This is a genomic window from Haloferula sp. A504 (assembly GCF_044385805.1).
GTDB lineage: Bacteria > Verrucomicrobiota > Verrucomicrobiia > Verrucomicrobiales > Akkermansiaceae > Haloferula.
This window is the reverse complement of the sequence record NZ_JBISBU010000001.1, coordinates 253011-279768: the sequence shown is the minus strand read 5'-3', so window position 1 is coordinate 279768 and position 26758 is coordinate 253011. Positions and strand designations below refer to the sequence as shown.

Below are 26758 nucleotides of genomic sequence, written 5' to 3'. Positions count from 1 at the left end.
CAAAAAAACATACATTTAGGGTCTTTATCTACGAGGTTCATGGTAGTTTTAGGTGGAACGGCCCGCTTCTTTCCTACGGTTTCCTGAGTCCGTGTCCTTCCGCGCTCCACTCTGCGGCGCGTCGCATCATGTCCGGGGCGTGGTTTCCGGTGAGGACGATTTTCAATTCGTCGGGGTGCGGTCGTCCGGGCTTGATCTTGAAGCGGTATTTGCCGGGTCGCGCGCCGCGTAATCTGGCGATGATTTGGATGCTTTCGAGAAACTCCTCGACGTTTTGGGTGGTTCGTCCGCGTGCGGTGTATCCTTGTCGCAACCGCCTACGTCCCGCGGGGCTGAAGTTCCAAGTGACAATGGCCAAGTTCCAGTGGAGCATGGCGCAGCTCATCGAAGATGACCGCGGGATCACCAGAGTGGGAGACACCGGACAAACCGAAGCCGGGCCCGCAGTTCGACGTCCGAACCCGCAGCCGATTCCTCGGCATTCCCGCACTTCTCCTCGGCCTTTCGTTCGTCGTGTTTGCAGTGATCGGCCTGTTTCGAGACCCGTTTCCCGACGCCTTTCCTGACTGGATCGGCCTGTCTTTTCTGCTCCTTCCTCTCGCCCTTGGTTTCTGGATCGCCGTTACCGGACTCCAACTCTTGCGCGCACCCACCTTCGGCCTTCTCAAGTCGAACCTGGGGATTCTGTCCTTTCTCGCAGCCTTCAGCGTCATGGCCCGCTTCGTGGGCCCGTGGTGGACGCCCAGCCTGTTCGTCATCGCGCTCGCCGCCATCGCCACCTACCTCGGTTCGGTACGTCTTTTGGCGGAGTGGCTTATTGAGCCCCCCCGACCCACGACCCGCGAGTGGATCAGCAGGGGAATGATGATCCTCCTGTCTTTCCTTCTCTGGATCGACCTCAGCTCGGTGCTGAACAAGGTCGAGATGCGCAACGACGACTTCGGGATTTCGGTAATCTCCGAGTTCCTCATCGGTTTTCTCCTGCCGATTCTGGTGGCAGTGGGCTTTTTCCATCTCAGCGTGCGTCTCCTCCGGCTGAATTCCCGGCCTTGTCCGTAGTCCTCCCATTTTCCTTGGCCTTTCCGCCTTCTTCGCGGTTCATTCCCCCGCGATCTGCGATCTGAAATCCGAAATCTGAAATCGAAGTGTTCTCCACCCTCTCCGACTCCCTCGACAAGACCTTCCGCAACCTCCGCGGCGTCGGGAAAATTTCCGAAAAGAACATCACCGACGCCCTGCGAGAGATCCGCCTCGCCCTGCTCGAGGCGGATGTCGAGTTCACCGTCGCCAAGACCTTCATCGCCCATGTGAAGGAGCAGGCGATGGGCGCGGAGGTGCTCAAGTCGATCAAGCCCGGCGAGCAGATCGTCAAGATCTTCCACGACGAGCTGGCCGACCTGCTCGGCGGCGACCAGGTGCCGCTCAATCTCGAGTCTCCGGGGCGTCTTCTCCTGTGCGGCCTGAACGGCGCCGGCAAGACGACCACCGCCGGCAAGCTCGCGCTGCGGCTCAAGAACGAAGGCCGCAAACCGGTCCTCATCGCCTGCGACCTCTACCGTCCCGCGGCCATCGACCAGCTCGCGACGGTCGCCGGACAGGTGGGGGTGCCGGTTTACACCCCCGATGCCTCGGAAAGCGACGTGGTCAAGGTGGCGAAGGAAGCCCTCGCCTGGGCCGACACGCAGCCGCATGACGTGGTCATCTTCGACACCGCCGGCCGGCAGGAAATCGACGAGCGGCTGGTCGAGGAACTCAAGAGCCTCCACGCCTTCGTCCAACCGCAGGAAACCCTGCTCGTGGCCGATGCCGCGACTGGTCAGGGAGCGGTCTCGGTCGCGAAGCACTTCGATGAAGCCGTGGGCATCGACGGGATCATCCTCACCAAGCTCGACGGTGACGCCCGAGGCGGGGCCGCGCTGTCCATGCGCGCCGTGACCGGCAAGCCGATCAAATACGCCGGTGAAGGCGAAAAGCTCGACCAGCTCTTCGAGTTCCACCCCAGCCGCATGGCCGATCGGATCCTGGGCATGGGCGACGTCGTCGGCATGGTCGAGCAGGTCGCCCAGAAGATCGACGAGAAGAGCGCGATGAAGTCGATGGAGCGGATGGCTTCCGGCAAGTTCGATTTCTACGACTTCCTCGACCAGATGAAGATGATCGGCAAGCTCGGCGACATGAAGGGCCTGATGTCCCTGATGCCCGGCTTCAACAAGATGAAGAAGCAGCTCCCCGATGCGGCCTTCGACCCCAAGCGGCTCAAGCGCACCGAGGCCATCGTGCTATCCATGACCCCCTTCGAGCGGCGTCGGCCGGAAATCATCAAGGGCTCGCGGCGTCAGCGCATCGCCGCCGGCTCCGGGGTGACGCTGGTCGAGGTGAACCGCCTGCTCAAGCAGTTCGGCGAAATGCGCAAGATGATGCGCTCGCCGAAGCGAATGAAGAAGATGATGGGCGGTCTCGGCGGCATGGGCGGTGGCTTTCCCGGCATGGGAGGTGGAGGCATGCCCAATCCCGGAGATCTGGGCGATCTGGAGGGTTTGCTGAAGGGCCTGGGTGGGAAAAAACGCTGAATCGCCGAAAAAAAGCCCGAGAAACCCCTAAGTTGAGGCTGGCCCCCGCCGTTCCGAGGTGAAATCCTCCCAAAAAGTTCCCAAATTCAAGTCATGAGTCTTCACGCCCAAATGTCCCCCGAGGCAATGCAGCAGCTCGAGGCCCGCAAGCGGTCGGCGACGGTGCTCAGCATCGTCATCAGCCTGCTGGTGATCCTCCTCGTCGGCCTCATCCTCGCCTTCATCCTCCTGACTCCCTGGAGCAAGGAGACCCCGGTGATCGTCTCCTACTCCGCCGGAGTCGAGGACAACACCGAGATCCAGCCGAAGAAGCCCACCAACCAGGTGGAGCGCAAACCCAGCGCGCCCTCGAGTTCGGCGGCCAAGGTGATCGCCTCCAACACCGCCTCCCCGACCGCCGTGCCCGTGCCGGACGTGATGGTCACCGAGCCTTCGCTCGAGTTCGGCAGCGGTGATGACTTCGGCGATGGCTGGGGTTCCGACGGCGACGGTTCCGGCGGCGGTGGTTTCGGCAGCATCCCGGCGACCATGAGCAAGCGCTGCTCGAAGGCCGACCGCATGGAGCGCCTGCTCTCCAACGGCGGGACGGCCGAATGCGAGGAAGCGGTGGTCAAGGCCCTGCGCTGGCTCAAGAAGACGCAGAACGAGGACGGCAGTTGGACCGGCAGCTACAAGGCGGCGATGACAGGTTACGCGCTGCTCGCCTACCTCGGGCACTGCGAGACCCCCCTTTCCGAGGAGTTCGGCGACTCGGTCACCCGCGGCATCATCTATCTGGTGGACCTGGGCATGAAACAGGATGGCCGCCTGGCCACTTCTCCCGTGGGCGGGCACCAGTGGGTCTACGAGCACGGCATCGCCACCTACGCGCTCGCCGAAGCCTACACCTTCTGCCACCAACTCGGACTGAACATTCCCAACCTCGACAAGGTGACCCGCAAGGCCGGAGACATGATCATCAACGGCCAGGGCGAGTCCGGTGGCTGGGTCTATGGCTACAAGCCGACCAACGGGGGAGACAACTCGGTCGGCTCCTGGCAGGTTCAGGCCATGAAGGCCTGCAAGCACACCGGCCTGTGGGACACGGGAGCCTTCCGCAAGCCCGCCAGAAAGGCGTTGGAATGGTATGAGAAGAGCCAGAGCCCGCAAGGTGCCATCGGCTACCGGGGCCCCGGTGGGGCGAGTCACGGCCTCACCAGCGGAGGTGTCCTCGCCTTCCAGATGTGGGGTGAAGGAAAGTCCAAGCCGGCCCGGCTCGGCATCAAGAACATCAGCAAGAACTCGGAGTTCGACTGGGATGGCGAATCCGCCAACCTCTACTACCACTACTACAACGCGCAGGCGATGCTGAACCACGGCGGGGTCGAGTGGAAGAACTACAACGAGCGCGTCCGGGACGTCCTGCTCAAGCATCAGGCCGACGACGGTTCTTGGGCCAAGAAGAAGGTCAAGCACGGCGCCATCAACGTCCACATGACCACCTGCCTCGCCACCATGATGCTGGAGGTTTACTACCGCTTCCTGCCGGCCACCGGTGAGGGTGTGAAGTGACGGTTCCGAGCGAGTTCCCGAAACACGATGAAGAACCGCCCCGAGACCTTGTCACGGCGGTCATGGATCCACCGATCGGCCGGAGGCTTGCTCGCCGCAGGACTGTGGCCGGGTCACCTGCGCGCTGCCGGGAACGGCGAGGGCGGCAATTTCCGCTTCATCGTCCTCAACGACACCCACTTCTGCAGCGATGCCTGCCCGGGCTGGTTCGAGCGTGTCTCAAAGAGCATCCTCGCCCTGGATCCGAAGCCCGAGTTCTGCCTACTGGTCGGAGATCTCGCGCAGGATGGCGGGAAGGACGAACTCGGGCCGATCCGTGATTTCCTCCGCCAACTCGGCATGCCCTTCCACGTCGTTCCCGGCAACCACGACTACACACCGCAGAACGACCGCTCGATCTACGACCAGCTCTTCCCGAAACAGCTGAACTACCGGCTCGACCATCGCGACTGGCAATTCGTCGGACTCGATTCGACCGAAGGCACCAAGTACAGCAACACGAAGATCCAGCCAGCCACCTTCGACTGGCTCGACGACCACCTCCCCAAGCTGGACCGGGCCCGGCCCACCGTGCTGTTCACCCACTTCCCCCTGGCGGAAGGCGTCCGGATGCGTCCCCTGAATGCCGACGATCTGCTGGCCCGGTTCACCGATCACAATCTCGTGGCGGTCTTCAACGGGCACTTCCACGGTTTCACCGAGAACCTTTACGGCGGCACCACGATCACGACCAACCGCTGCTGCGCGATCAGCCGCGGAAACCACGACAAGACCACCGAAAAGGGCTACTTCGTGTGTTCGGCGAAGGACGGAGAAATCGTGCGGGAGTTCATCGAGGTCCGCCCGTCCTGAGCATGCCCGCCGCTCCCTTCTTTCGATTGAGTCCCGCCCGAATCCGGCGATGATTCCGAAAGATGGCCACTCCTCCGGCGTTTGATGCGTGGTCAACTCTTTCCAGCACCATGATCCGTCACCTCATCCTTTCGCTCACCCTTACGGCCGCTCTCGCCGCCAATCCGGCCACGGTCCCCGCCAACGGGAAACTCAAGGTCTTCGTTCTCGCCGGACAGTCCAACATGGTCGGATTCGGCCAACTCAAGGGAGGACCCGGCACGATGGAGGGCGAACTGAAGGCCCATCCCGGGAAATACGCCCATCTCGTCGACAAACAAGGGGAACCGGTCGTGCGGGACGATGTGTGGATCGTCGACCTTTCCTACGCCGACAAGCAGAAGCAGGGCTGGCTCACCGTCGGCTACGGCGCCAGCGACGACCACATCGGCCCGGAGTATGGCTTCGGCTTCGAGGTCGGCGACCACTTCGAAGATCCCGTGCTTCTCGTCAAATGCGCCTGGGGCGGGCGCTCGCTGAAACACAACTTCCTTCCTCCAAGCGTCGAGGGCTACCCGGCTCCGCAGAAGGACGGCGACAAGGGGTTTCAGTATGCGGAAACCGTCCGAATCACCAAAGAGGTGACCGGAAACCTGAAGAAATACTTCCCCGAGTTTGACGGAAAGGAATGGGAACTCGTCGGCTTCGGCTGGCACCAGGGCTGGAACGACCGCATCGACCAATCGGCGGTCGACGCCTACGAGTCCAATCTCGTCCACTTCGTCCGCGACATGCGGAAGGATCTCGGCGTCGAGGACCTGCCCTTCGTGATCGCCAATACCGGCATCGGAGGCTGGGACAACCCGCAGCGCTACAAGGCCAAGGTCGAGAAACTGATGGAGGCCCAACTGGCTCTGGCGGACCCGCAGAAGCACCCGGAGTTCAAGGGCACCGTGGCCGGCGTCGAGACCCGCGACTTCCAGCGCAGCGAGGAGCAATCGCCGTCGAAGCAGGGATTTCACTGGATGCGGAATTGGGAAACCTACTACCTGATCGGCACCCACATGGGTGAGGCCATGATCGGACTGCTCAAGAAATGAGGAGGCGTCTCGTCATTTCCGCGGCCCTCATCGCCGCGGCACCCTGCGCCATGGCGGAGGTCGACTTCGCCCGCGACATCCGGCCCATCCTGTCCGACCGGTGTTTCAAGTGCCACGGCTTCGATGAACAGACGCGCGAAGCCGACCTCGGACTCCACACCTTTGACGAAGCCACCCGCGACCTGGGGGGATATGCCGCGATCGTTCCCGGCGATCCGGATGCCAGCGAACTGATCAAGCGGATCACCTCCGACGACCCCGACGAGGTGATGCCTCCGGCGAATGCCAACAAGCCCCGGCTCAATGACGGGGAGTTGGCGGTATTCCGGAAATGGATCGAGGAAGGCGCGAAATACGAACCCCACTGGGCCTTCACCCCGCCGGTGGAGCCGGAGATTCCTGCCGCCGGAGAGGGCTGGGCGAGGAACGGCATCGACCGGTTCATTGCCGGACGACTGGAGGCCGAGGGGCTCAAGCCCGCTCCGCAGGCGGATCCCGTGACGCTTCTCCGCCGCGTGTCCTTCGACCTCATCGGCCTGCCTCCCACTCCGGAGGAAGCGGATGCCTTTCTGGCGCGGTGGCGTCAGGATCCGGAGCAGGCATGGACCGAGCTGCTCGACCGCCTTTTCGCCAGCCCCCACTACGGCGAGCGATGGGCCCGCCTGTGGCTTGACCTCGCGCGCTACGCCGACACCAATGGCTACGAGAAGGACCGCGAACGCAGCATCTGGCCCTACCGCGACTGGGTCATCGACGCGTTGAATGCCGACATGCCCTTCGACCGGTTCACCGTGGAACAGCTTGCCGGGGACATGCTGCCCGATCCGACCACCGATCAACTTGTCGCCACCGGATTCCACCGCAACACCATGCTCAACGAGGAGGGAGGCATCGACCCCCTCGAATATCGCTACCACGCGATGGTCGACCGCGTGGGCACCACCGGAAAGGTCTGGATGGGCCTCACCATCGAGTGCGCGCAGTGCCACACCCACAAGTTCGACCCGATCACCCATACGGACTACTTCTCGATGATGGCCCTGCTCAACAATGCCGATGAGCCGGAGATCGCCGTCAGGAGTCCCGACCTCGTCGCCAGGCGCGAAGCCTTGGAGGCCCGCATCAGACAGGAGGAGGCACGCCTGCTCGAGCAGGTCGATGAAGGGGAGTTCCTGGCATGGCTGGAGGACCAGAAGCGCACTTGGGCGGAATGGAAAATCCTCGAACCGAGCGCTCTCACCTCCACCCTCCCCCTGCTCACCCTGGAAGACCACGGCGTCATTTTTGCGAGCGGAGACTTCCAGAAACGCGACGTCTACCACCTGAAGATCGGGCTGCCCGGTTCCGGCCCGCCGATCACCGCGCTGAGACTGGAGGCGCTCCCGGACGAACGCCTTCCCGCCGGCGGCCCCGGCGCCGCCTACTACGAAGGACGTAGTGGCGACTTTTTCCTCAGTGAGTTCCGCGCCACGGCCAATGGTGGACCGCTGAGCTTTGCCGGCGCGTCCCACGACTTCGGCAGGATCGCCATCGGCAGCGGCGATGCCAAGGCCTCCAACGTCCTCGACGGCGACGGCTCCACCGGTTGGTCGACCGCCACCGCGGAAGGCAAGCCGCACGAGATCGTGCTCAACCTCGCCGAACCGCTCGAGGCCGTGGGCGACTTGGAAATTGAACTTCTCTTCGAACGGCACTTCGTCGCCGGACTCGGCAAGTTCCGGCTTTCCGCGACCACCGCCACCCATCCCGTCAAGGCCCGGCCCGACCCCGCACTCGACCCCCTCACCTCACCGGAGCGTGAGCTCAAGCTCGCCTTCGCCCGGACCGCCGGCCCGCTCGCCGAAGCCCGGAAGCCCCTGGAGAATCTCGAGAAGAGCCTGCCACAATTCCCGACCACCCTCGCCATGAGGGAGCGCCCGCAGAACAACCCCCGCAAGACCCACCGCCACCACCGCGGCGACTACCTTTCCCCGGAAGAGGAAGTCCGGCCCGCAACCCCGGCGGCCTTCCCCCCGCTTCCCGAGGGAGCGCCCGCAAACCGCCTGACCTTCGCCCGCTGGCTGGTCGACGAGACCCGCAACCCCCTGATCGGCCGGGTCACGGTCAACCGTGCTTGGTACGCCTTCTTCGGACTCGGCTTCGTCCGCAGTGCCGCCGACTTCGGCTACCAGTCGGACCTGCCCAGCCACCCGGAGCTTCTCGACTGGCTGGCCTGCCGATTCGTCGAGGATGGCTGGTCGCTGAAACGACTGCACCGTCTGATCGTCGACAGCGCCACCTATCGCCAGACCTCGACCCCATCCCCCGGCCTGAGGGCGGCGGACCCGGCCAACGTCCTGCTCGCCCGCGCTCCGCGCCTGCGACTGGAAGCCGAGATGATCCGCGATGGCACGCTGCTTGCCGGAGGACTCCTCAATCGTCGGATCGGCGGACCCAGCGTCCGGCCGCCCCAGCCCCAAAGCGTGACAGCCGCCGCCTACGGCGCCCCCAAATGGAATGCCGCCACGGGCCCGGAGCGCTACCGCCGGAGCCTCTACACCTTCGCCAAGCGCACGGCCCCCTTCGCCGCCTACCTGACCTTTGACGGTCCGACCGGCGAAGCCTGCGTCGTCCAGCGAGAGCGCAGCAACACGCCCCTGCAGGCGCTCACGCTGCTCAACGACCCGATGTTCCTCGAAGCAGCGAGCGCGATGGCGATCGAACTCGGCGGGACGGGGCTCTCCGGGGACGCGGCTGCCAGATGGATCTTTCGAAGGGTCCTCACCCGGGAACCTGCGGAAGCAGAAATCCTCGAGATCACCCGCTTCCATGATGACCAGATGGAACGCCTGGTCGGCGGCGAGTTGAATCCGGACGAGATCCTGGGCAAGCCCGGGGCTTCACCGGAGACCGCCGCCTGGGCAATGGTCTCGCGCAGCCTCCTCAATCTGGACGAGGCCATCACCAGGAACTGAACCCACCTGCCCGATCATGCATCCACTTCACGAACAGACCCGTCGACAGTTCTTCGAAACCTGCGGCGTCGGACTCGGGAAGATCGCCCTGGCCTCCCTCATGGCGCAGGGCGGTTCGCGGGTATTCGCGCAAACGCCGTTCGCACCGAAGCCGGGCCACGTCGCGCCCAAGGCCAAGCGCGTGATCTATCTGTTCATGGCAGGCGCTCCGAGCCAGATCGAGCTGTTCGACCACAAGCCGAAACTCGCCGAGCTCGACGGCAAACCGATCCCGCCCTCGGTGATCGCCGGTCAACGCTACGCCTTCATCCAGCCGGATGCCGCCGTGCTCGCACCCCAGTTTCCTTTCAAGAAGCACGGCCAGTGCGGTGCCGAGATCTCGGACCGCCTTCCCCACCTCGCCAAGCTTGCCGACGAACTCACCATCGTGAAGTCGGTCCACACCGACCAGTTCAACCACTCCCCGGCACAGATCTTCTTCAACACCGGCAGCCCTATTCCGGGACGACCCTCCATGGGGTCCTGGCTGAGCTATGGAATCGGCAGCACCGCCGACGACCTGCCTTCCTTCGTGGTCCTCCAGAGTGGCGGTGCGCTGAGCGGGGGCGCGGCCATGTGGAGCTCGGGCTTTCTCCCGACCAGCCACACCGGCGTTCCCTTCCGCGGCACCGGCGACCCCATCCTCCACGTCGCCAACCCGAAGGGCTACGACCGACGGGCCCAACGCGACTCGCTCGACCTGATCGGCAACCTGAACCAGCAACGACAGGACGTCCTCGCCGACCCGGAGATCGAGACCCGGATGAATGCCTACGAGATGGCCTGGCGGATGCAGTCGGCCGCTCCGGACCTGATGGATTTCTCCTCCGAGTCGAAGCAGACCATGGATCTCTACGGCCTCGAGGAGGGCGCTTCCAAGGCATCCTTCGGGCGCAACTGCCTGCTGGCCCGCCGCATGATCGAGCGCGGCGTCCGCTTCGTCCAGGTCTACGACGGCGGATGGGATCACCATTCGCAGGTCGCCAACGGCATCAAGGACAAGGCGCGCGACATCGACCAGCCCTGCGCGGCCCTGGTTCAGGATCTGAAGCAACGCGGACTGCTGGAGGACACGCTGGTCGTCTGGGGCGGGGAGTTCGGCCGCACACCCATGGTCGAGGCAAGCGCCGCCCTGGGTCGTTCCGCGGGTCGCGACCACCACCCGCAGGCCTTCACGATGTGGTTCGCGGGAGGAGGCACCAAGCCCGGCATCACCATCGGTGCCACCGACGAACTCGGCTTCCACGTCACCGACCGGCCCGTGCACGTCCACGACATCCAGGCGACCATGCTCCACCTGCTCGGCATCGAGCACGAACGCCTGACCTTCCGCTTCCAGGGCCGGGACTTCCGTCTCACCGACGTGCATGGCCATGTGGTGAAGGAAATGCTCGCCTGATCCCGCCCGGCCTTCGCTGACAGAACCGCCAATCCCCTCTTCGTATCCGCTCCCGGCCCATGAAACGTATCGTCTTCCTCTTCCTCGCCTCGATTCTCGCCGCGACCGCCGACCGGCCCAACGTCATCCTCATCCTCTCGGACGACCAGTCATGGAACGATTACGGTTTCATGGGGCATGAGATCATTGAAACCCCCCGCCTCGATCGTCTCGCCGAGGAATCCGTCACCTTCACCCGGGGCTACGTCACCGTCCCGCTGTGCCGCCCTTCGCTGGCATCGCTGTTCACCGGACTTCATCCGCATCGCAACGGCATCACCGGCAACGATCTCTCCGAGGCCGCCGGCGGCAAGAAGGTGCCTCGCAACACCGAATCCGGAGCCAAGCTGCACCAGCAACTCTACGACGGCTTCAGCAAGTGCCCGAGCCTGGCCGGATTGCTCAAGGATGCCGGCTATCTCACCCTTCAGACCGGCAAGTGGTGGGAGTCCGACCCGAAGCAACACGGCTTCACCCATGCCATGACCCACGGGGATCCGAACCGGGGCGGACGGCACGGCGACGTCGGGTTGGAGGTTTCCCGCAACGGAATCGCACCGATCCGCTCTTTCCTCGATGAGGCGGATAAGGCGAAAAAGCCCTTTTTCATCTGGCACGCGCCCTTCCTGCCCCACACCCCTCACAATCCGCCGAAGGCACTCTTCGAGAAATACAAGGCCAAGGTGGATTCACCTCACGTCGCCCGCTACTATGCGATGGTCGAGTGGTTCGACCAGACCTGCGGCGAGCTTTTCGACGAACTCGACAAACGCGGACTCACGGAAAACACGCTGGTCATCTACGTGACCGACAACGGCTGGATTCAGAATCCGAAAAGCGGAGGTTATGCTCCCCTCTCCAAGCAGGATGTCCATGAAGGCGGTGTCCGCACCCCGATCATGCTGCGCTGGCCCGGAACCCTGAAGCCCCGAATGGACAAGGTGACGGTGGTCTCGTCAATCGACATTCCCGTGACGATCCTCGAAGCAACCGGGCTTGAGGCACCCGAAGCCATGACCGGGCTCGACCTTCGCGACCAGAAGGCCTTGGAGAAACGGAAGGCCATCTTTGGCTCCGACTACTCCCACAACATCAAGGACGTCTCGGATCGCACCGGAAATCTGGAATCGGTCTTTGTCGTCGCGGGGCGCTGGAAACTAATCCTCCACAACCCCGCCAATTTTCCCCCACCCGCCTATGCCGGAGCCGGGAACGGCAAACCATGGAACAAGAAGGGGGATCCCGAACTCTACCAATTGCTCGAAGATCCCTGGGAGAAACAAAACCTTGCCGATGAGCACCCCGAAGTCTTGAAGGAACTCGGTGGAATGCTTCGCGAATGGTCCCGGGACTTCGCGGAACTGGGCAGGACCGACTGACCCGCCCGGCCGACACCGCCCCCGGTCAGGGGGCGGCCCCCACCACGGACCCGCACGGAAAGCCGGTCACTCGGTCGCTTCAAGCCGGCCGAAGAGCTTGCCGCCCACCGACTCACTGGCGGAGATGGTCACCACCACGTCGTTGAAGTCCGCATCGGTGACATTCTCCGACACCGTGAAGGTCACGCCATCGGTCGGCCCACCCGAGGCTTCGGGCACGGGAACCGAAACCCAGGCATCCAAGCCACCCAGGTCGCTGCTGTGCTGCACGCTCATCAAGGCCGACCCACGGCTTGCCGCCTTCCGCATCTTGAAGGTCAGCACCAGGTTGCCGCCAAGATTGGTCGCCGCGGGCAGCAGGCCGAGGGCACTGACATTCGGGTCCGCGGCTCCCAGCATCCAGGCCAGGCCGTTCCCGACCCCGTCGCCGTTGTCATCGCCGCCGAAAGCACCGCCCGCTCCCGCCCAAGCCTGATAGAGGCTCTGGATCGTGGAGATTGCCGCCGTTCCCAAGCTTCCAGCTCCATCGTCAACGGTAAGGGTGAGGTCGCTCCCCGCCACGGTCGGCGTGACGCTCACCCCACTCAACTCGCCGGCAACAAAGTTTGCCGAGACACCGCTGAATCCGCCGCTGCCGCCAAAGGTGACAGTTCCGGTGAACCCGTTCGCAACCGCACCGGAGGCATCCTTCGCCGTGATCGTGATGCCTGTGATCGGAATCCCCACCGTCTGCGGAGAACCGATCGGCGAGATTTCAAAGCTCGCAACCGGGCCGGGTCCTGCAACCCCGCCGGTCACCGTCAGGATCCCGTCGCCCTTGATCCAGCTCACCTCGTGATCGACTCCGCCCAGCCCGGTCCGGCCATAGGTCCCCGCCGGTTGCGGCACGGTCGCCACCACCAATTCCTCGATGGTATCGGTGATGCTTCCGACCATCTCGAGCAGGATTCCGTTGTAGCTGCTGCTTGGCCAATTGCTGTTGTCGGCCCCCGTGCTGTCCAAGGTCAGCGTCGCAGTGTCCGCGAATACATCGCTGGCCTCGAGTTTCAGGATCGCTCCGCGGTTGTCCGCGTTGCTGCGCGGATTGACCGTCACGTCGCCCGCTCCACCCGAGCCCGGCGCCTCGAACTCGACCAGGTACCGATCCTCGGCATTCAGCACCAAACCACCGCTGAAGGTGTTTGCCTGCGTGAAACGCACGATCGCGCGGTTGTCCAGCAGGTGCGTCATGTTGCCCGCTCCCGAGATCACTCCCGAGTAGAGGCGCGTCTGGCCATGCGTTGTGTTGCTTTGCGAGCGAAACTCGTTGATCCCCGTCAGGTCGATCGCCGGGTAGGTCACCGTGAAGCCGGTTTCGTCCTGAATCGTCGCCGAGTCCATCGCGATCGTTCCCGCCCCCAGAGCGTTCTGCGACCCTCCGGTGCTGTTGATCCGCAGCGACGAGCCCGGCTGCATCGTCAGGCCGCCCGAATACGTGAAGGTCGCGGAGTTGCCAACCTCTGCCGCCACTCCGCCGGCAATGCTCGCCGGATACCCACCAAAAGGCGCGAATCCGGAATCCCAGTTCGTCCCCGTGTTCCAGCTGTCGCCTCCCCCCGCGGCGGCTGTCGTCATCGTGATGTTCGGCGGCGAACCGCCCAGCACCGTGAAGGTGGTGTCGTCATTGACCGGTACCGCGAGGCTGTTTCCAAACAGATCATCGATCACCGCCGTGCCGAGAACCTGCAGGGTGAGGTCACCCGTGCCCGTCGTCGTCGCCTGCAGTTCAAGCACGTTCGGAGCCGTCTGCAAAACGCTGTCGATGGTGAGTCCGGCCGAACCTGCGTTGCCGAAATCCGCCGTCGTCACGCTTGTGGACACCACCTCGTCGAAGGTCAGTGTGAACACCACCGGGTCGCCGACATACAGGTTCGTCGTGATCGGCGAAACCACGTCGGTCACCGTCAGCACCGGTGGATCGGTGTCGACCGGCTCGCTGATCACCGTCAGCACCGAGTCGCCCTCGATCCAGGTCACCTCGTTGGCCGGTGCTCCCGGCGAACCCACACGGCCGTAAGTGCCCGCAGGATACGGAAACCCTCCCACGTTGAGCCGGTTCACGATATTGTCGGCATCCATCCGCAGAAGGCCGCTGCCGTCACCGGACGGACCCCCGCCGTTCAAACTCAGCGTGGCCCCCGCATCGATCGCACCTGCGACATCCAGCTCCAGCTTGAGACTACCGTTGTTGCTGGCGGCGGATTCAACCGTCACATCCCCCGCCCCCAGCGATCCAACCGCCGTTGCTTTCACGGTGCCATGGTTGCCCCCACGACCGTCGATCCCACGGATGACCAGACCACCCGAGAAGGTGTGGGTGGTCGACATCGTGACGGTCGGGCCGCTGGCGTTGGACTGGATCGTGAAACGGTGCGGCCCACTGATCGGCTGCCCGAAGGTCGGACTCGCCGGTGTCTGGGTGGACTCGCCCAGACTGAAGGTCACATCGCCCTCCAAAACAATGGCTGGAATGTATGGCGAGGCACTCGTCCGTCCCTTGATCAGGCAGCCGTCGCCCATGGTGATCACGGTCGAGCCCGCCGTGCCGAGGGCGTTGTAGGAGTTCGGCCGGTTGGTCGTCCACCCGATCTGGATCGTCGTGTTCGGATCCATCATCAGATTGCCCGTGTAGCTCGGCGTCGCGTCGCTCCAGGAGGTCACCCACGGGTTCGCCGCCGCGATCTTGACGTCCACATCGCCGTTTGGCGTCAGGCCGCTGTTCCAGTTGCCATCCACGCTCCACCGGTCGTTCTTGGTGTTGTTGTCACCGACATAGACGTAGGGCGGACTGTCCGCGGAGGTTGTGAAGGACCAGGTAACCGGACCGGTGAACCCGGCGTAGTCGTTGCCTTCGAGGTCCTCGATCGCACCCGCATCGACCTCGACGTAGTAGGTCGTCGTGATGGCGAGAAGGGACGACGGGATGATGGTGACCGTGTCGCCCACCACGGTGACGTCACCGCCCTGGACATCCATGGTGTTCACCACATTCCCTCCGCTGTCCTTGATCACAATGATTCCGACTCCGGCCTGAACGGCTTCATCAAAGACCATGCCCAACGAGGTCGCCACGGACACCTCCGTCCAGTTGTTGGCCGGAGTCAGCGAGACAAGCGAAGGCGGCGTGGTGTCCGGCGGACCGAGTGAAACCACCAGGTCAACCGCCGCGCCTTCCGGCGCACTGCCACCACTGACCGGGTTCTGACTGATGACATCACCCGCCGGGACGGTTTCGCTCGTCATGGAGGTCACCGTGCCGAGCACGAGGAAGGCCGCGGCAAGATCCGACTCCGCCGCTGCCTGTGCGAGACCCACCACATCGGGAACCGTGGTGGTGATGGCCTCGACGGGAATACTGGTGTCGTCCCGGATGTCGCCGGTGGTGTCCAGTGGCGTGCCGAACGCATCCTGGAGCACCGCTCCGGCCGAAATCTCCAGCCGCAGGGTGCCGGCCGTGGTCGGCGTCACCTCGACCAAGAAGACGCCGGGTGAGGTCTCGGTGATCGCGCCGATGGTGATCGAGGAGCTGCCCTCGTTGGCAAAGTCCGCCGCATCCACCGTCGAGGCATCCATGTCCTGACTGAAGGAAACGGTGTAGGTCACCAGATCCAGCCGGGTAACGGCGGCCCCGCCCCGGTCATCCACAAATCCGGCGGATGTCAGAGTGGGAGGAATGGCCGGCAGGGCGGCATCGCCGGCCACGGCACTCACCTCGGCGGACCAGGCGGTCTCATTGAGGAGCGAGTTCCGCGCCTTCACCCGGAAGTCGTAGCTCTGTCCTGCGGTGAGGCTGAGGTTGTTCCAGGTGTTGGAGGCGGTCCATCCGCTGTTCGCTCCCGTGGAGGTGTTCTCGAAGTAGTATTCGAACGGACCGTTGATTCCGGCGGCCGCCATCGCCGTCATGCTCACGGAGTTGGCGAACCTGCCCTGCGGCGCGATCGCGAACTGCATCGGACTCGGACTCGGAACCGGCGTGAAGGCGGGGTTGGGATCACCGAGCGGGAAGTAGAGATCGATGATCTCCTGCACCCGGTCCGCGATCTGGGCGGCACTGGCTTCGACGTACATCTCATTCGTCGTGAGTTCGGCGCGCTGCTGGTCACCCGCGCCGAAGAGCGCTTCCTCATCCCACTGCCGCGCGTGTTCGCGCTCCGTCCATGCACCACCAATGCTTGGCTGGCGTCCCCACCAATTGGTCGCGAAGTTGCGGAACTCCAGATTGTTGGCCGGGACCAGCGACTTGTAGTGGTTGAGCAGCTGGTAGATCTCGGGCGAGGGCGTGAGGCCCGCGGCGTTGACCGCCGCTTCCACCGCCTCCGGATCGGACGGGAAAATGCCCCAGAAGTGCAGGAGGGGCCGGACGTCCTGATTGACGCTTTCACAGAGGCGGATGAGCAACTCGTCATCCGACGTGGGATAGGGATCCCCGTTCTGCTGATCGAGCATGATGGAATAGTAGAACTCATCGAGCCCCTCCCAACCGAACAGACGGACGATGTCGGTGAACTTCGCGTGCCCCTTCAGCTGGTAGGCCTTCTCGGCCGTGGCCATCTCCACTTCCCGCGGGGAGAAATTGAAGACCGTCATCCACGCAATCGCCGTGTTGTCGATCGTGCGGGCCGGCCCGAATCCGCGCGACTTCGCATGGGCCTCGTCGAGACTGAGACCGAGGCTGCGATGCAGGACCGCCACATAGGGGAAGTTGACCGCCGATTCCGACTCGCCCCCGAACTTGGGGAAGAAGTAGGCATGGCCCTGCTCGTGAATTTCGGTGTCCGCCCCATTCCTCGGTCCCCTGACCAGATAGCTTCCGGCATAACCGCCCTTGGTGTCGTCGGCGGGGTTCCCGTCCGTCTGGTTGACCGCCGGATAACCCGGCGCATGAACGCTGGAGCGCAGGATGAGATCCACCTGACAGTACATCGTTTCCTTGCCGCGGATCCTCGGGAAGCCCATCAGGTCGTTCATGGCATCCATCGCGGCGTCCCACTCGGCCATCAGGGTCACCGGGTCATCCAGCGCGTAAATCCAGGTGCGTGGCACCTGCATCATGAACTTGTCGCTCTGGAAGTCGGCCCACGGAGCCTGGTGGTTGCGCTCGGTGTTGAGCCACTCGTCAAGGGTCGTGGCGTGGAAGCTCTTGGCCGAGAAATACGGCGAGCGGATCGCACCGGTCACGTCCACGTCGACCACCCCGGCCGAAGCACCCAAGGGGACCTCGATGTAGATGCCGCCCCCATACGGACTGGCGACCTTCGTGGTCGTGGCATTGATGTCGTAGGTGATCGTGGCACGATCGATCCGTCTCACCCAGCGACGGTTCCTTTCCTCGTGGTCCCACGAATGGGCCCCGATCCGGATCTGATAACCCTGCGCCACCAAGGCCGGCGGCACGGTGACGGTGGCAATGGTGCCAGGAGGCAGGTAGGTGCCGGTCGGCTTCCGCGCGGGCAGTTCCCACTGCTGCGTGCTGCGACCGAAGGTGTCCTCGAAGGTCGCGCTGATGGTGGCGGTGTGGACGTTGCCGGGAACCGCAGCCGGCGCGGAGCCCGGGAAATGCGATGAGCACTGGAACAGGAAACCATCCAGCAGGCCTTCGTGCAGGGCGAGGTTCTGGGACGTGTAGATCACATCCATGATGGACTGCATCAGCTTGAAGATCGTCCAGTCGAGTTGGTCACTGACGGAGTTAGGATCCGGCACCGGATTGGTGCGGTCGAAATCGATCGAGAGCGGCCCATGGGTGTTCTCATAGGCCTCCACCGTCTCGAGGGCCGAGAGAATCATGGCGGCACTGTCGTCGAGGCTGCCGGGGTCGCCGAGAATCGTTGTCCGGTGCGCTCCGATCTCCGCGCCGGTCAAGGGGGTGACGCTGTTGATATGGTCTTCCAGCCCCTGCAGGGCCAGACCCACGGGATGTCCGGGCAGCGTGTCGAAGTTCCAGGTCAGGTCGTCGGCAATCCCGCCGAAGCTGATGCCCGTCGTGCTGTCGACCGCCGTGGCATCGATCTGCACGGCGTAGGACTTGTTCCAGGTCAGCGCACTGCCCGGGTCGATGATCAGGGTGTAGCCGGATGTGGAGATCCGCGGATCACCGATCGGGATGACCGTTTCCGTCGAGTCGGTCAGGTTGCGGAGGGTGATGTTTCCGGTCCCCAATGCCACCAACTTGTTGAAGGTCGCGGTGAGAAGGCTGGGCGCAAACACATCGCCCGCCTCGTCGGCGGGATCCACGTTGATCAGCAGCATCTGGCTCCCCTGCCCGGCCGAGTTGAGGACGGTCAGTGTTCCGCTTCCGGACAACCAGCTTTCCGAGCTGTCGTAGTTCCCGGCCGGTTGCTGAACCCCGTCAATGTGGAGTTCCGCGATGGTGTCGTCGGCATTCATTACGAGCTTGTCGCTCATGTCACTGCGCGGGTTGCCGATGAGATAGAGGGCCGCCTCATCGCCCATCGCGTCCGGCGCATCGATGATGAGGGTGATGCCGTCGTCGATGGTCACGTCGCCCGTGCCCAGCGATCCCGGAGCCTCGGCCTCGATACTTTCCCTCTTGTTCTCGGATTCGGCACCTCCCGCATGGAGTCCTCCCGACCAGGTGTTCAATCCCTGCAGGTGGAGGACATTCTGGTTCGATGAATGGATGGTGAGGAGCCCGGTGCCGGTGATGCGTCCGGTGAGCGTCCGGTGGGCACGATGGGCCGACGTGGATCGGCCGAGGGCGATCGTCGCGTCACCCGCCATGACAATGTCATTGGAATGAACGGTGTTCTGGGGATAGCGGAGCGTCACATCCGTGCCTGCATTCAATGTCCATGTGCCGTCACCCAGGGCATTGAGGTCACCCACCGTGGAACCGTTTCCGATCTCCAGCCTCGAACCGGCCTCCAAGGTCAGGTCTCCGGAGTAGGCAGGCGGCACGACACCTGAAACCGAGAAGTTCACGCTGGCGTAGTTGCCCGCCTCGATCACCACGTCCATCGGACCAACCGGCACCCCGAAATCCCACTTGGTCGGGTCGTTCCAGGTATCCTTGTTGAATGCGCCGCCGGATCCCGTGTGGGTGGTGAAGGCAGGGGGAGGAGTGAGGATGGTGGCGAAGTTCCAGCTGCTGTCGTCAGCGATGCCGGGGAAGGAATTCCCGGCCAGGTCCTCAATGGCTCCGGACGAGATCCGGACGGCGTAGTTCCTGGCCACGAGCAGACCGGAGGACGGGTGGATCGTCACCGTGTCGCCACCGATGGAGACCTGGGATCCATCGGTGATGTCGATGTCGACCTGGGTCGAATCCGTGAGGTTCTTGAGCGTGACGACCCCGCTTCCGACCACGACGTCCTCGTCGAAGGTCAGGACCAGGCTGCTGGAAAGAATCACGCCACTGGCGTCATCCGCAGGGGATTTCGAAACGATGGAGGGCGCCACAACATCGGCGGGACCGCTGGAAACCACCAGATTCACGTAGGATCCTTCGTCCACGCTGGTTCCATTCACCGGGCTCTGACTGATCACATCCCCCGCAGGCACGGTTTTACTGGATTGGCTGGTGACGGTCCCGGCGAAGACATTCGCAGCCAGAAGATTCGCCTCGGCCGTTGCCTGCGGCAGTCCGACGACATCGGGGACGGTGGTTGCGACCGGAGGCGTCGTGCCCTGCAGCCCGACCATGGCACGGCCCATCGCGTCGCCGACCAGCAGGTAGGTCTCTGCATTCCAGTTGTAGTGGTAGCCCTGGTTGCTGGGTGAAACGCTACTATCCCTCCAGTAGCCCGTGGTGTCGACCGAGGCGACGTTGCCGTCGTAAAGCGGGTACCGGACCGGGTCGCCCACGGTCATCTGGGCGTTCCAGATCGTGTCGGCACTGCTGCCTGCCTCCCAGTTGCCGGCATTGAAGCCGACGGAGGCCACCACGAAGGGAGCGTCCGGAACGATCTTGCCGGGATAACGGCCTTCATAATAGTCGCGGAGTTCGTCGATCAGGTTGACGAGGTTGTCCTCGTAGGTGGTGGCGGCGAGCCCCGCGGCACCCGCACCCTGCTCGCCGCCGTCCTTGTGGCCCTGCCACCAGGCGAATCCGGCGATCTCGAATCCCTGCGCCGCCCACTGCGGATACTCGGCCGCGAAGTTGTCGAGGACGTCGGTCACGTTCTCCACCGAGTGGATGCTCCAGAAGGTGGTCCAGTTCGCCCCGACACCCGGTTCGGAATCAGCCGCGGAGGTGTGTTCGGACTTGGCGTTGTAGACGATGCCGTTGTGCTTGAGCTGGCATCCGCCGGGATAAAGGGTGGCATCCGTCCAGGTCATGGCCGGAGCCATGTCCGCCTCGTCGAGGAAGAAGTCGTCGTACTGCTTGCCGGCATACCAGACGAAGGGCGAGGGCCCGGTTCCGGTCAGCCAGCGGTTCGGGCTGTCGCCATAACCGGCGTAGGTGTAGCCGTCGGTCCAGTCGAACGACGGGCTGCCGGGCGGCAGGCAGTCCCAGCTGAGGCTGCGGTTGCCGATGCTGCTCTTGATGACGAGGACCGGCTCGTCGTGGTGATAGGCCATCACGACGCCGAAGCCATACTCCGGGCCATACTTGTCACCCGCCACCAGCGGCTGCATCGGTCCCGACCCGCCATCGGAGATGACGCCCCGATAGAACACATCATTGTAAACCGACCAGTCGCCGGAAGCATCGACGAGGTTGGGGAACTTGTTCTCAACCCCGGTCATCGTCGCGAGGGTCCCCGGGCCATCACCGGCGACCTGCCCGTAGCCCACCATGTTCGACTGGCCGGACAGGATGTAGACTTTGACCGGCCTGCCGCTGAGTCCGACATCGGCCGGGCTCGGATCGGGCAAGGGATACGGTGTGACCGGCTGTTCGCCGCCATCGGTCGGATCCGTGAACGAAGCGACGATTTCATACCAGTCACCGGCATTGTCGCCGTCGCTGTTCGGGTTCACCGGATTCGTGCCGGTATCGGAGGCATCGACATAGGTCCCGGTGTTCGTTTCCACCCCGTCTTCAAGGTTGTCGCCGTCCGAGTCCGTGCGGGTCGGGTCGGTCCCCCGGTCGGACACACTGACCCATACACCGGTGTTGCTTTCGACATCGTCCGCGATCCCGTCGCCATCGGTATCCGCATCGGAAGGATCCGTTGGCGGGCGCACTCCCGCGCCGGCCAATTCCGCGCCGTCATCCAGATTATCGCCGTCGGAGTCGGAGTCGTTGGGATCGGTGCCTGCCTGGAACTCCTCAAGGTTTGTCAGACCGTCACCCTCGAGGTCGTCTCCCGGATTCAGGGCCGTCGGCGACGCGGGATCGGTGTGGGCCAGCTCGTACGAGTCCGGCATGCCGTCATTGTCCCCATCGACCACCACGAAGGTGAACACCGGGCTGTGTACCGGCGTTCCATTGGGATCGCCGTCGAGATAGGAGCTGACCTGCCAGTAATACGTGTCGGCGACCGGTGCATTGACTTCCACCGAGACTTCGTTCTGCCCGTTCAGTTCGGCCACCACCACCTGGTTGCCGTTGTTCAACGGGTCGGGTGCGGTGCCGAACGAGACATCGACCCACACATCGGTTCCGACCGTGGGAGGTAGATTGGTCCAACCCAGGGTGACCAGTCCTCCAGGGACCGTTGCCCCGTCGGTCGGCGAGGGGCGAAGCGGATTGACCGCTTCCAGCCGGACGTTGTCGAAAAGGGGCAGATCCAGGAAACTCGCCCCATGAACGTCGTACTCGTAGTCCATACCCAGACGGACGGCGACCCGCTGCCCGAGCAATGCCGCGTGGCTGGCATCGGCGATGAAGGAAAGGCTTCCGACGTAGCTCATGTCCGAACTCCCGTCATTCTTGGCCGTCACCGAGGCCAGGACCGTCTCCCCGCCCACACCGTCGATGGCCAGCAACTCGGCACGGTAGGCTGCCTGCGGCCGTCCCTGAACGGCGGCCACATTGAACGTGAGCGAATACTCCAGATCTGGAGCCAGCCCGTCGCTCAGGATGCTGCTGGTCGTCGTGGCATGCGACCAATTGCCCGCACCCAGCGAGGTGTAGCTCCGCAGGGCCTGGGAACCGTGGGGCGTGGTGAAGTCCCCGCTGTCGACATCGATCAGGCTCTGGTTCGTGGAATGCCCGGTGGTGTGCCATCCGGCGGGATCCACCGGATCGAGACCACCGACGTCAGGACTCTCGAAGCTTTCGGAAAGGAGGACCTGCCCTTGGACGGAAACCGTTGCGAACCCCGCAACGAGGAGCACGCGGGCAAAGCCCGCGAGGGGTGGGTTTTTCATGTAGTCGTGGGTAACTCGGCTTTTTTTTTCGCACACCGCAACCAGACGATCAGGAAGCGGAACAAGGCGCGGAATGTAGTTACAAAAGCCAGCGAGGGAAGCAAATTCAGCCCACCTGATCGCGTCATCGCCGCGCATTTCCCGTCGCGGGCGGACGGTCAGCGTTCCCGGGACACCGCGCCCGCATGCCCCATGGACCCTTCCGACCCCGGCCCAGCCCGGGATCAGCGGGACACCACCGACCCCGATTCCCCACTCGAAAGCCGAAATTCGAGAAATTTGATCGAAATATCGCCAATCGCTAGACGTAGTGCCCCACGGTCCGGACGCGAGGTGACTCCCGGGCTGCCTTTCGTTGCTGCGTTGTGAAGATCCAAAACTCCCTGAACCATCTGATCTCCTCCCTTTCCTGCGCTGGCGTCATCATCCTTGCGGTCGTCGGGCCGGACGCCGGTGCCCAAACCGTTGCCGGCCAGGAAATCACCTATCCCGGAGACGCGTTCGCCAAGCTCGACACCTTCGAGGGGCTGAACCTCGAGGATGCCGACAAGCTTTACAACAAGGGCGACTACAAGGGGGCCTTCGCCGCCTACAAGGCCTACTCCTTCGAGTTCGCCAAGAGCCGGGCCCTGCCCTACGTCCTGCTCCGGATGGGCCGGTGCCTGCACCAACTCGAAAAGCGCAACGCCGCCATCAAGGCCTACCAGGACGTGGTCGACTACTTTCCGGACGATGTCCGCTACGCCGCCGCAGCCCTGTTCTACATCGGCCAGTGCCACGGCCAGAATGGCGACACCGCCAAGCAGACCGCCGTGTGGGCCCGGATGGTCAAGGACGACGACTACGTGGCCCAGCCGAACTCCGGCACCGCGCTGACCTTTCTCGGCAACCAAATGGCCGAACTGGGAAAATTCGGTGAAGCCGCCGAATACCAGTGGCGGACGGCGGTCAACTTCCTCCAGAGCAACCCCAACGCCGCGAAGGCCGCCCGCGAGGCGGTGATCGCGCACTACGCCCGCCGCAGCCCGGATCACGACAAGCTCACGGAATTCTACGTGGCGGCGAGCGGATTCGACGGCCGGGGAATCGACACGGGCAACCCCGAAGAAGACGTCCGCTACTGGACCACCGCTCTTTCCACCGCCCTCGACAGCCGCGCCGACAAGGAAGTCCGACAGCGGGCCTGCTCCTACTGGGCCGCAAAGCTCGGTGACAAGTTCGCGGACAACGACAGCTTGCGGAAGCTTTGGGCCGACGCCCTGATGGTCGCCGAGGAAGACCGGGAAAGCTGGGTTGCCCGGCTGGAGAAGCAGTTCAAGTCAAAGCCGAAGACCATCGACCGGGTCCTGCAGTTCTGCGACTACCTGCGCGCGGGCGATCTCCGCTCGGCCTTCTTCAAGAAGGAGGGCGAATCCCTCGTCAGCCAGCTCAAGACCGAGGACAAGATCAAGGTGATGAACCGGCTGCGCCATCCGCTCGGCATGCACGACGAGGCGCAGATGGTGATGCGCTCGGTGAGCCTGAACGGCATGACCGACGAGCAACTCCGCAACCACGGGTTTTTCGTCGCCAACTACGAACCCGAGGAAAGCGTGCTGCGCTACTTCGCGCGGATGAAGGACAAGCTGGCGGCCGCGAAGGCACGCTTCGACTACTACAAGGGCCGCAGCCACCGCAACCGGCCCAACGCCGAGAAGGCCCTGGCGGAAATCCCCGCCCTTCAGAAATCCCCGGACTACGCCGGGTCCGGCCTGATGTGGGCCAAGGGCGAATTGCTCCGCGAGATCGGTGAACACGGCGAAGCCATCAAGGCGTTCCGCGCGGCCAACCGCGAACCCGACACGACCTGGGCGGTGATCGACTGCCTCGTCGCGATGAAGCAGTATCCGCAAGCAATCAAGGAAGCCCGGCAGTTGATGACCGTCAGCGGCCAGGCCCCTCGCGCGTCGCTCAAGATCGCCGACATCCACCGGGTTTCGGGTGACAAGGCCCGCGAAGTCGACCAACTCCGCGCGGTCCTCAAGCAGTTCCCGAAAAGCGGCGAATCCAGCGAGGCCCACCGCCGCCTCGAAGGCTACGGTGTCGCCCTCGTGGGCGGCGAAGCGGAAGCCGTGGAGTAACAGCAGGTACCGAACCTGAACCGAAAGATACGGCGAACATCCGCAATTGGAATCGCTTCTTCGCCCCCCTGAGAAAGATTTTCCGAACCCCCTTCGAATCAGACCATCGATCCCCATCATGAACCGTGCGACCACCACAGCGCTCCTCATCGTGCCCCTCCTCACCATCCTGTCCCCCGCGCAGGAAACCGGGGAAGGCGAACGCTCCCGGCCAACCGCCGATGTCGATCGCGAGGCCAAGCACCTCTACGACAAGGCGATCGAGCTGATGGAATACAAGCAGTACGAGCGCGGACTCGCGATGCTCAACACGGTCGTGCGCGACAACCAGGGCAACCTTCTCTCGCACATGGCACACATGGCGATGGGCAAGCACTTCCTCGACCAGAACAACTCGAAGGAGGCGCTCGGTCACTTCCTGCTGCTCACCCGCGTGCTGGCCCCCGTCCCCGGCGAGAAGCAGTCCGAGGACGAGATCGCCCTTTACCACGAAGCCCTCTTCCAGGCCGGCTTCAGCCACTTCCAGGCCGGCCAGTATGCCTCCTGCTTTCCCCTCTTCCGCCGCCTCACCGAGGTCGCCGGCCGCACCAAGTGGGCCAACATGGCCTACTACTACATCGGGATGAGCCATTACCAGTTGAAGAACTGGAACAAGGCGATCGACTCGCTCTCGCTGGTCGGCACCGAGGTCGAGGATGCCGGTTCCTCCGACAGCGAGGACCTCGGTCGCATCGAGATCGGCCAGCGCTTCTACTCGAAAATCGAGGACGCCGACGTGCCGATCATGCGCAAGCTCGGCGTGCCGGTGACGGCGACCGTCGAGGTCAGCAGCGGCGACAAGGAAACGATCACGGGCGTTCCGGTCCCCGGAAAGAAGCACGAGATGCTCGCCTCCGCCCCGACCGCGCTGGGCGAACCCAAGGCCGGCGACGGCGTGATCCAGATGGTCGGCGGCGACACCCTCACGGTGACTTACATCGACGACAGCACGCTCGACGGCCAGAAGGGGGTTCCCCGCACCGGCAAGGTCCGCGCGGTCAGCACCGGCACCGTCGGCTTTTTCCTCGGCGACTTTTCAACCCCGGCCTACGTCGCCTATCCCGGCCAGCCCCAGGTGCTGATGCTGCGCGACGCCGACCTCGACAAGTCGCCGAATGCGGAAGCGGTCACGCTCACCGTCACCTCGCGCTTCAAGGTGGAAGCCAAGGAGGCCGCCGAGAGCGACGACCTGCTCGACATCTTCGCCCTCGAGGACGAGGAAGAGGATGCTTGGAAGGAGCGCGACAGCATCACCGTGCGACTTGAGGAAACGGGTGAAGGTCCGCAGATCCGCACCGGCACCTTCCTCGGACGCGTCGAACTCGCGGCGGTCGAAGACGGCATCAGCCCGGACGCCAGCGACAACGTCCTCCACTGCGACGAACTCGATGAACTGATCGTCACCTACACCGACGAGGTGCACCTTTACGGGGACGAACCCCGCGAGACCGAGTCCGTGATCAAGGTTTCCGGCTCGGTGAATTCGGGCGTGAGCGCGGATCAGTATGTCGTCTTCGAGGAGCTCTTGAAGGCCCGCAAGGGCTCGGTCGAGGCCGAGGCCCTGGTGGGGCTCGGGGAGATCTACAAGGACATGGGCCTCGACCAGCGCGCCGCGCTGCGCGCCCGCGAGTCGCTCGACAAGGTCGACCCCATCATCATGACCCGCGACCAGCTCCCCGGCGATCTTGTGGAGAACGCTTTCCGGCTCAAATGGGAGAGCGAGCTGCTTCGCGACGACTTCGATGCCGCCACCGCCACCTGCCTGGCCTTCAACCGCCTCTATCCGGAGTCGGTTCTCGCCGACCAGGCGCTCATGACCCTCGGGCGCAGCCTCACCGACAAGGGCCAGTATGAGAAGGCCGTGGACGTGTACGGCCGCGTGCTGGAGCTTGAGAACCCGATCTCCGCCGCCGAGGCCCAGTTTCGCATCGGCGAGGCCCTGGCCAGGAAAGCCGAGGAAGAAGCCGAGGCCGCCGACGAGCACAACAGCAAGTGGGGCAAGGCCGGCCTGAGCAAGGCGACCGCGCTGCAGAACCGCATGAGCGCGGCGATCAACGCCTACCGCCGCACCTACGAAAACTACCCGGAAAGTGCCTTCGCCGCCGAAGCGCTTGGCCGGGTCGTCCGCCACTACGTCGAGACCGAGAGCTTCGCCCAGGCCGCCAACCTTCTCGAGAGTGTCTTCGCCGACTACCCCGATGCCGCCTTCCTCGACGAGATGCTGCTGCTCTGGGCCAACGTCGCCTTCCGCATGGGCGACAACGAGACCGCCAAGGGCAAGTTGCAGCAGCTGATCTTCGACTACCCGACCAGCAGCCACGTCGCCGAAGCACGCAGCCGGCTCGCCGGACTCGCGGCCGAGAGCGGCGACGCGGAAGAAGAGTGATTGGAACCACGAATGGACATCAATGAACACGAAT

The 26758-nt window shown here is 63.9% G+C and carries 11 protein-coding genes; 10 read left to right on the top strand and 1 reads right to left on the bottom strand.

Translation table 11 applies throughout. The annotated features are described in order from the left end of the window. The first annotated feature begins 390 nt into the window (after nt 1-390). The 8 genes from ACG2LG_RS01020 to ACG2LG_RS00985 all read left to right on the top strand — a co-directional run bounded on the left by ACG2LG_RS01020 (nt 391) and on the right by ACG2LG_RS00985 (nt 11862). Nucleotides 391-1059 (top strand): hypothetical protein, encoded by a 669-nt coding sequence (locus ACG2LG_RS01020; protein WP_396255554.1) that lies wholly within the window; start codon nt 391-393, stop codon nt 1057-1059. 86 nt (nt 1060-1145) lie between these two features. Then, complete coding sequence (ffh, locus tag ACG2LG_RS01015; RefSeq protein WP_396255552.1) at nt 1146-2570, top strand: signal recognition particle protein; 1425 nt, start codon at nt 1146-1148, stop codon at nt 2568-2570. Between the two features lie 93 nt (nt 2571-2663). Then, nucleotides 2664-4121, top strand: a complete 1458-nt coding sequence (locus tag ACG2LG_RS01010) for a prenyltransferase/squalene oxidase repeat-containing protein (protein ID WP_396255550.1) — start codon at nt 2664-2666, stop codon at nt 4119-4121. Nucleotides 4122-4148: 27 nt separating this feature from the next. Then, entirely contained in the window at nt 4149-4973 is an 825-nt protein-coding gene (locus ACG2LG_RS01005) for a metallophosphoesterase family protein (RefSeq protein WP_396255549.1), read from the top strand. 110 nt (nt 4974-5083) lie between these two features. After that, entirely contained in the window at nt 5084-6052 is a 969-nt protein-coding gene (locus tag ACG2LG_RS01000; protein ID WP_396255548.1) for a sialate O-acetylesterase, read from the top strand. Beyond that, on the top strand, nt 6049-9006 hold the full coding sequence (locus ACG2LG_RS00995) for a PSD1 and planctomycete cytochrome C domain-containing protein (protein ID WP_396255547.1): 2958 nt from the start codon (nt 6049-6051) through the stop codon (nt 9004-9006). The genes ACG2LG_RS01000 and ACG2LG_RS00995 overlap by 4 nt, the downstream gene beginning before the upstream one ends. 16 nt (nt 9007-9022) lie before the next feature. Continuing rightward, nucleotides 9023-10444, top strand: coding sequence for a DUF1501 domain-containing protein (locus ACG2LG_RS00990; RefSeq protein WP_396255545.1), 1422 nt, complete (start codon nt 9023-9025; stop codon nt 10442-10444). Nucleotides 10445-10503: 59 nt separating this feature from the next. Next, nucleotides 10504-11862 (top strand): sulfatase, encoded by a 1359-nt coding sequence (locus ACG2LG_RS00985; protein WP_396255543.1) that lies wholly within the window; start codon nt 10504-10506, stop codon nt 11860-11862. Nucleotides 11863-11928: 66 nt separating this feature from the next. On the opposite strand, the gene ACG2LG_RS00980 is transcribed toward ACG2LG_RS00985, so the two are convergent. Continuing rightward, complete coding sequence (locus ACG2LG_RS00980; protein ID WP_396255542.1) at nt 11929-22179, bottom strand: Ig-like domain-containing protein; 10251 nt, start codon at nt 22177-22179, stop codon at nt 11929-11931. 365 nt (nt 22180-22544) lie between these two features. Between ACG2LG_RS00980 and ACG2LG_RS00975 the strand changes: the two genes are divergently transcribed. Both ACG2LG_RS00975 and ACG2LG_RS00970 read left to right on the top strand, forming a co-directional pair. Beyond that, a complete protein-coding gene (locus ACG2LG_RS00975) occupies nt 22545-24299 on the top strand; it encodes a tetratricopeptide repeat protein (protein WP_396255541.1) in 1755 nt (584 codons plus the stop codon). 118 nt (nt 24300-24417) lie between these two features. Continuing rightward, complete coding sequence (locus ACG2LG_RS00970) at nt 24418-26724, top strand: tol-pal system YbgF family protein (RefSeq protein WP_396255539.1); 2307 nt, start codon at nt 24418-24420, stop codon at nt 26722-26724. The last annotated feature ends 34 nt before the right edge of the window (nt 26725-26758 follow it).

What these genes read in the sequence shown, in the direction of transcription:
- ACG2LG_RS00995 (WP_396255547.1), top strand. Translation starts at nt 6,049, where the DNA reads ATGAGGAGGCGTCTCGTCATTTCCGCGGCCCTCATCGCCGCGGCACCC.
- ACG2LG_RS01000 (WP_396255548.1), top strand. Translation starts at nt 5,084, where the DNA reads ATGATCCGTCACCTCATCCTTTCGCTCACCCTTACGGCCGCTCTCGCC.
- ACG2LG_RS01005 (WP_396255549.1), top strand. Translation starts at nt 4,149, where the DNA reads ATGAAGAACCGCCCCGAGACCTTGTCACGGCGGTCATGGATCCACCGA.
- ACG2LG_RS00980 (WP_396255542.1), bottom strand. Translation starts at nt 22,179, where the DNA reads ATGAAAAACCCACCCCTCGCGGGCTTTGCCCGCGTGCTCCTCGTTGCG.
- ACG2LG_RS01010 (WP_396255550.1), top strand. Translation starts at nt 2,664, where the DNA reads ATGAGTCTTCACGCCCAAATGTCCCCCGAGGCAATGCAGCAGCTCGAG.
- ACG2LG_RS01020 (WP_396255554.1), top strand. Translation starts at nt 391, where the DNA reads ATGACCGCGGGATCACCAGAGTGGGAGACACCGGACAAACCGAAGCCG.
- ACG2LG_RS00990 (WP_396255545.1), top strand. Translation starts at nt 9,023, where the DNA reads ATGCATCCACTTCACGAACAGACCCGTCGACAGTTCTTCGAAACCTGC.
- ACG2LG_RS00985 (WP_396255543.1), top strand. Translation starts at nt 10,504, where the DNA reads ATGAAACGTATCGTCTTCCTCTTCCTCGCCTCGATTCTCGCCGCGACC.
- ACG2LG_RS00970 (WP_396255539.1), top strand. Translation starts at nt 24,418, where the DNA reads ATGAACCGTGCGACCACCACAGCGCTCCTCATCGTGCCCCTCCTCACC.